The 6,743-nt window shown below is 73.8% G+C and carries 7 protein-coding genes and 1 pseudogene; 5 read left to right on the top strand and 3 right to left on the bottom strand.

All coding sequences use genetic code 11. The features are described 5' to 3' along the window. Positions 1-61: 61 nt before the first annotated feature. From AN218_RS21275 to AN218_RS21260, 4 genes are all read left to right on the top strand, one after another. A complete protein-coding gene (locus tag AN218_RS21275; protein WP_171908744.1) occupies positions 62-985 on the top strand; it encodes a GNAT family N-acetyltransferase in 924 nt (307 codons plus the stop codon). Positions 986-1,351: 366 nt separating this feature from the next. Next, positions 1,352-2,344, top strand: a complete 993-nt coding sequence (gene dhaK / locus AN218_RS21270; RefSeq protein ID WP_070018495.1) for a dihydroxyacetone kinase subunit DhaK — start codon at positions 1,352-1,354, stop codon at positions 2,342-2,344. Positions 2,345-2,423: 79 nt separating this feature from the next. Further along, entirely contained in the window at positions 2,424-3,056 is a 633-nt protein-coding gene (dhaL, locus tag AN218_RS21265) for a dihydroxyacetone kinase subunit DhaL (RefSeq protein ID WP_171908743.1), read from the top strand. Beyond that, entirely contained in the window at positions 3,049-3,519 is a 471-nt protein-coding gene (locus AN218_RS21260; RefSeq protein WP_079132421.1) for a PTS-dependent dihydroxyacetone kinase phosphotransferase subunit DhaM, read from the top strand. The genes dhaL and AN218_RS21260 overlap by 8 nt, the downstream gene beginning before the upstream one ends. 63 nt (positions 3,520-3,582) lie before the next feature. On the opposite strand, the gene AN218_RS21255 is transcribed toward AN218_RS21260, so the two are convergent. The 3 genes from AN218_RS21255 to AN218_RS21245 form a co-directional block, all read right to left on the bottom strand. After that, positions 3,583-4,176: a DUF309 domain-containing protein gene (locus AN218_RS21255; RefSeq protein ID WP_420856000.1), complete on the bottom strand. Its 594-nt coding sequence runs from the start codon at positions 4,174-4,176 to the stop codon at positions 3,583-3,585. A gap of 285 nt (positions 4,177-4,461) precedes the next feature. Further along, entirely contained in the window at positions 4,462-5,622 is a 1,161-nt protein-coding gene (gene tal, locus AN218_RS21250; RefSeq protein WP_070018494.1) for a transaldolase, read from the bottom strand. Positions 5,623-5,691: 69 nt separating this feature from the next. Next, complete coding sequence (locus tag AN218_RS21245; protein ID WP_070018493.1) at positions 5,692-6,174, bottom strand: NUDIX hydrolase; 483 nt, start codon at positions 6,172-6,174, stop codon at positions 5,692-5,694. Between the two features lie 185 nt (positions 6,175-6,359). Between AN218_RS21245 and AN218_RS21240 the strand changes: the two are divergent. Then, positions 6,360-6,743, top strand: a pseudogene (locus AN218_RS21240) (O-antigen ligase family protein); the annotation flags it as partial.

Genomic DNA, 6,743 nt, shown 5'->3' with positions numbered 1-6,743 from the left:
CGGGCCGGAGTTCCCGGCCCGCCGGCCGACCACCCCCGACAGGGAAAGGAAGACGCACGGCATGGCACCTCTCGGCGACGACGCCCCGCACCGGCACTCCCCCGCAGGCATCTCCCAGACGGCCTCCCACGCCGCGGACGAACTCGGCGTCAGCCGCGCCTCGTCGCAGGAGTGGCTCCAGGTCGAGGAGTGGGCGGCGGAGGAACAGTGGAACCCGGGCCTGGGCGACACGGCCTGCTTCCACCCCACCGACCCCGAGGGCTTCTTCCTCGGACGCCGCGGCGGCAGCCCCGTCTCGGCGGTCTCCGTCGTCAACTACTCCGGCGACTTCGCCTTCCTCGGCTACTACCTCGTCCACCGCGACCTGCGCGGTACGGGCCTGGGCAAGGCCACCTGGGACGCGGCCGTGCTGCACGCCGGCGAGCGGACCGTCGGCCTGGACGCCGTCCTCGAACAGGAGCCGACCTACCGCCGCTCGGGCTTCGTGCCCGACTACCGCACCGGCCGCTACGGCGGCCGCCTCACCGCCCGCGGCGCCGCGCCCTCGCCGTCCGTCGTACCGGTGACGCCGGAGCACTTCGAGGCGCTCGCCGCGTACGACGAGCAGTGCTTCCCCGCGCCCCGCCGCGGCTTCCTGGAACGGTGGCTGAACGCCCCCGGGCACCGGGCGCGCGTCTTCCTCGACGGCGAGGGCGACCCCGCCGGCTACGGCGTGATCCGGCAGGCCCGCAGCGGCCACCGCGTGGGCCCCCTCTTCGCCGACACCCCGGAGGCGGCCGATGCCCTCTTCGACGCCCTCACCGCACACCTCAGCCAGGACGACGAGGTCTATGTCGACATCCCCGAATCCCACGAGGCGGCGGTCGCGATCGCGACGAGCCGCGGTCTGGAGCTCGGCTTCGAGAGCGTCCGCATGTACAAGGGGACGCCTCCGGCCGTCAGCTCCGAGCGCGTCTTCGGCGTCACGAGTCTCGAACTGGGCTGAGGCGTCCGCCTTCTGCGGTCCGCGGCCCCGCGGAGGTGTCCGTACGCACGCCCCGCGGTGCGCCCGCCGACGTACCGGCCGTGGAGGCGTGCACGCAACCCGCCGCGGCGCGCTCGCGGACCTCGGCAGCGGCCCTCCGGTGCGGCAGGGTGTAGGGGTGCGCCCGTACCGGGTGACGCCCCGGGCCCCGGCGGAGCGTCCCGGCACGGACCGCGGACGCTCCGCGGCACCTGACCGAGTCCGGCACGGGGTGCGCGGGGACCGTTCCACGCGGCCCTCGCGGCGGGACCGCGCAGCCGCGAAATCGGTTCTGACCTGTAGTAAGACTGGCCAAAGGGACAGTGCTGTGTTGACTCGGAGGTATCGATGAAGATGCTCATCAACGTGCCCGAGAACGTCGTGGCGGACGCCCTGCGGGGAATGTCGGCCGCCCATCCCGAACTGACCGTCGACGTGGAGAACCGCATCGTGGTGCGGCGGGACGCCCCCGTGGCCGACAAGGTGGGTCTGGTCTCCGGCGGCGGCTCCGGGCACGAGCCGCTACACGGCGGGTTCGTCGGACGCGGCATGCTCGACGCCGCGTGCCCGGGAGCGATCTTCACCTCCCCCGTCCCCGACCAGATGACGCGTGCCGCGGCGGCCGTCGACAGCGGCAACGGCGTCCTGTTCATCGTGAAGAACTACACCGGCGACGTCCTCAACTTCGACATGGCCGCCGAGCTGGCCGAGGACGAGGGCATCCAGGTCGGCAAGGTCCTCGTCGAGGACGATGTGGCCGTCACCGACAGCGAGTTCACGGCCGGACGGCGCGGCACCGGCGGCACGCTCTTCGTCGAGAAGATCGCGGGAGCCCTCGCCGACGAGGGTGCGCCGCTGGAGCGCGTCGAGGCGATCGCCCGTCAGGTCTCCCAGTCCTGCCGGAGCTTCGGCGTGGCACTGGCCCCCTGCACGACGCCCGCCAAGGGCAGCCCCACCTTCGACCTGCCCGCGGGCGAACTGGAGCTGGGCATCGGCATCCACGGCGAATCGGGCCGTGAGCGGCGCCCGATGATGACCTCCGGCGAGATCGCCGACTTCGCGGTGGACGCCGTCCTCAGCGACCTGGAGCCGGACGGTCCCGTGCTGGCCCTCGTCAACGGCATGGGCGCGACGCCCCTGATCGAGCTGTACGGATTCTGCGCGGAGGTGCAGCGCGTCCTGGACGAGCGCCGGGTCCCGGTCGCCCGTACGCTCGTCGGCAACTACGTCACCTCGCTGGACATGGCCGGAGCCTCGGTGACACTGTGCCGGGCCGACGAGGAGATGCTGCGGCTGTACGACGCACCGGTGAACACACCGGGGCTTCGCTGGGGTTGCTGATGACGAGCCATGAGCACCGGGCCGGGCCGCACTCGCCGCTCCGGGAGCGGCCCTCGGCCCTTCGGACGAGGGAGTTGTCTTGACCGACCTGACCGACGAGCTGGACGCCGACGCCGTCTTCCGCTGGCTCACCGCGGCTGCCGCCGCCGTCGAGCGCGAAGCGGACCAGCTCACCGAGCTCGACTCGGCCATCGGCGACGCGGACCACGGCACCAACCTGCAGCGCGGCTTCGCCTCCGTCGTGACGGCCCTGGGCAAGGAGCCGCCGTCGGCGCCGGGTGCCGTACTGATCCTCGCGGGGCGGCAGTTGGTCTCCACCGTGGGCGGCGCCTCGGGTCCGCTGTACGGGACGCTGCTGCGCCGTACGGGCAAGGCGCTGGGCGACGCGGAACGGGTCACGGGCGATCAGCTCGCGGAGGCGCTGCGCATCGGCGTCGACGCCGTGGCCCAGCTCGGCGGCGCCGCGCTCGGCGACAAGACGATGCTGGACGCGCTCTATCCGGGCGTCGAGGCGCTGTCCGCGGGCGGTCCCGATCCGTACGGCGCGGCACGCACCGCCGCCGACGAGGGGGCGCTCGCCACGGTGCCGATGCGGGCGCGCAAGGGACGCGCGAGCTATCTGGGCGAGAGAAGCGTCGGGCACAAGGATCCGGGCGCGACCTCGTCCGCGCTGCTGTTCACCGCGCTGGCGGGGGCGGTCGCCGATGAGTGAGCAGCAGGACCCTTCCGCCGCCGGCGGAGGGGCCGCCGACCGCTCCGCGGCCGGGAAGTCCCACGGGCAGGTCGGGATCGTTCTCGTCTCGCACAGCAAAGAGGTCGCGGACTCCGTCGCGCGCCTGGCCGTCGGGCTCGCCGCCGGGCAGGACAGCGCCCCGGTGGAGGGCGCCGGCGGCGGCCCGGACGGCGGCATGGGCACCAGCGCGGAACTCATCAGCGCCGCCGCGCACAACGTCGACTCGGGGGCCGGTGTGGCCGTCCTCGTCGACCTGGGCAGCGCGGTGCTGACGGTGAAGGTGCTGCTGGCCGAGGGCGACGAACTCCCCGAGAACACACGGCTCGTGGACGCCCCGCTCGTCGAGGGGGCCATCGCGGCGGTGGTCGCCTCGGCGGGCGGAGCGGATCTGGACGACGTCGCGGCGGCGGCCGAGGAGGCCTACCACTTCCGGAAGGTGTGACGTACGGGGCGGCCCGCCGCCTTCCGTACGAGGTCCGGTCCGGGGTCCGCCGTCGAGCGCCGTTCAGCGGGGCCGCGCGGTCCCGGCGCGCAGCCTGGGGGCCGCCGGCGGCCGCTCCGCCGCGCCGCGGGTCTCCGCACCGCCCGTACCCGAACCGCCTGTGCCCGAACTGCCGGTGTCCGCCGGGCCGTTCGCCTCGTCCGCGGTGGTACGCGCCCAGTCCGCGAGCCCGGCGACGTCGATGCCGTGCGGCGCATCGCTCCGGTACGGGTCGATGTTCGCGGTGCCGCGCAGCAGCAGCCGCGCCCCGCCCGTGGTGTTGCCCCGCGCGAGGTGGGTGATGCCGACGGCGAGCTGCGCCAGGCCCTTCCACAGCGGGGCCTCGGCCTCCGGTGCCGTCTTCCACGCGTCCTCCAGCACCTCGTGGGCGTGGAAGGGCATGCCGCCGTCGAGCAACTGCTGTGCCTCGTCCAGGGATTCGTCAGGTGTGCGCACCACGCCCTCGGGCTGGCGCTCGACGCCCTCCTGCCCGTACGGCAGCGGACGTCCCAGTCCGTCGCGGGGCCGCGCGTTGCGGGCCCTGCCCTCGGGATCGCGGTCGCGGCGGCGGGAGGGGCCGGAACGGGCGGCGGCCGCGGGCACCGGACGGGGCGTCACGGGGTCGTGGCCGCAGTGCTCGCACGCCGTACGCGAGGCGTCCTCACGGACCTTGCCGCACTCCTCGCACACCTGGTGGAGCCAGCACGCCGGCTCCCCGCCCTGCTGCTCGTGGCTCTCCGACACGTGACGCTCTTTCTCTCGCTGCTCTCCCGCGAACGCCGCGTCCCCCGACGGCCGTGACTTCCCGCGTCCCGGCGTCCGTACGGCGTCCCTCCCCGTCGAGTCTCCCCCGCGGCACGGGCCCGCGACCAGCCGCCGTCGCGCGGGCGGAACCGGTGGTGTCTACGCCGCGTCCGGAGCCGCCGCCCGCAGCTCCCCGTCCAGCGTCGTCAGCAGGTCTTCCCAGGAGTCGGCGAACTTCGCGACGCCCTCGTCCTCCAGCGTCGCCACCACATCGTGGTAGGAGACGCCGGCGACTTCGAGGTCGTCGAGGATCTGCTGCGACTCCGCGTAGGTGCCGTGGACGGTGTCGCCGGTGATCTCCCCGTGGTCCTCGACCGCGTGCAGCGTCGGCTCCGGCATGGTGCACACCACGTCGGGCGCGACGAGCCCGGTGACATAGCGGGTGTCGTCGAAGGACGGGTCCTTCACGCCGGTCGAGGCCCACAGCGGACGCTGCGGCGCCGTTCCGGCCGCTTCGAGCGCCTGCCAGCGGTCGCCTTCGCGGGCCCGCTCGAAGTGCTCATAGGCGAGGCGGGCGTTGGCGAGGGCAGCGCGTCCGCGCAGTGCCTGCGCCTGTGAACTGCCGTTCTTGTCCAGGCGGTTGTCGGTCTCGGTGTCGACGCGGCTGACGAAGAAGGACGCCACGGAGGCCATGCCCGTCAGATCGCGCCCGGCGGCGCGTGCCTCCTCCATACCGGAGACGAAGGCGGCGAGGACCTGGTCGTATCGGTCGNGGGAGAAGATCAGCGTGACGTTGACGCTGATGCCCTCGGCGAGCGCGGCGCTGATGGCGCCCAGTCCCTCACGGGTGGCGGGGATCTTCACGTACAGATTGGGCCGGTCGACCAGCCACCACAGGTGGCGGACCTCGGCGAGGGTCGCCTCGGAGTCGTGGGCCAGCCGCGGGTCCACCTCGATCGAGACCCGGCCGTCCCCGGGGTGCGCGCCGCCCCGGCCCCCGGCACCGTCCGCACCGCCGCCGCGGACGCCGTCGTACACCCCGCGCAGCACGTCGCAGGCCCAGCGCACGTCGTACGCCGTGACCAGCCGGGCGGCCTCGGACACCTCCACCCCGCGGCGCGCGAGCCCCGCGATCTGGGCGGCGTAGTACGGGCCCGAGCGGATCGCCTTGTCGAAGATCGTGGGATTGCTGGTGACGCCCCTGACGTCATGCTCGCTCACGAGGCGGGAGAGCCCGCCTCCGGTGAGCCGCTCACGGCTCAGATCGTCCAGCCAGGGGGACACGCCCTGTGTCGTGAGGCCCTCCAACGTGCTGGTCATGGTCCTCTCCTCGGCTCGTCGCCCCCGAGCGGTCCACGGTTCCAACGTAACGCCGGGCGGGCCGGGGATTCAGTCCGCGCCGATGCCCTCGAACCAGGTGGGGCCGTCGCCCGTCGCCTGCTTGATGCGGGTCAGGATGCCCTCCGACATGGGCGGCAGGGCGTCCGTGGAGAACCAGCCGACCTCCAGCGACTCGTCGTCGTTGACCCGGGCCTCGCCTCCGGTGGCGCGGCAGCGGAAGCAGATGTCCATGAACTGGCAGACGTCGCCGTTGGGGAAGGTGACCGGCTCCTGCCACGCCTGTACGAGGACGACGCGTTCGGCGACGCAGCGCACGGCCGTCTCCTCCTCCACCTCGCGCAGCACCGCCGCCGCGGGCTGCTCGCCGGGCTCGGGGATGCCGCCGATGATCGACCACTCCCCGGAGTCGGCCCGGCGGCCGAGCAGCACGCGCCCCTCGTCGTCGAACACGACGGCGCTGACGCCCGGCAGATAGAGGAGCTGGTGGCCGGCGGTGGCGCGGATGCGGCGGATGAATTCGGGTGTCGCCATGATCCCGAGCCTACGCGGTGCCGGACGTGCGGCTCTCGCTCAGGTGTTCACGGAAAGCACATCCGCCGAGTACGGGACATCCACAATCCGGCCGCCACGCACTACCGTTGACGCGCGTCGTCGCACTCCGCGCACTCCCGGGGAGGGGAGCCGCCGCGGGGCGCGCAGGTTTCGGGGGGTCGAGGATGACGTCACCTGTGCTCGGGACGTCCGCGTCGGACGTACGGGAGTACGGCACCGCGGACGTGACCGGGGTGCTCGTGCTGGGGGCTTGTGCGGGCTGGGCGCTGATCACGGCGGCGGGGCGGGACGCCAGGCCGGAGGGGCTGCTGCTCGCGGTGCTCGCCGTGGGGGCCGGGTATGCCACGGGGCGGATGACGGGGGCGGTGCTGCCCGCGGGGGCGGCGGCGGGCGCCGGGGTCGTGGGGGTCTTCCTGGCGCTGTTCGGGCCCTCGTCCTCCCATGTGCTGCCCGGCAGCCTCGACTTCGCGGGTCCTGCGGGGCGTTCGGGGGTGACCGCCGCGCTGCTCACGCTCGCCGTGGGGGCGCTGTGCTGTGCCGCGTGGTCG

It is taken from the genome of Streptomyces nanshensis (genome assembly GCF_001751255.1).
Taxonomy (GTDB): domain Bacteria; phylum Actinomycetota; class Actinomycetes; order Streptomycetales; family Streptomycetaceae; genus Streptomyces; species Streptomyces nanshensis_A.
The sequence above is the reverse complement of the archived record's forward strand: the minus strand, read 5'-3'. Positions and strand labels throughout refer to the sequence as shown.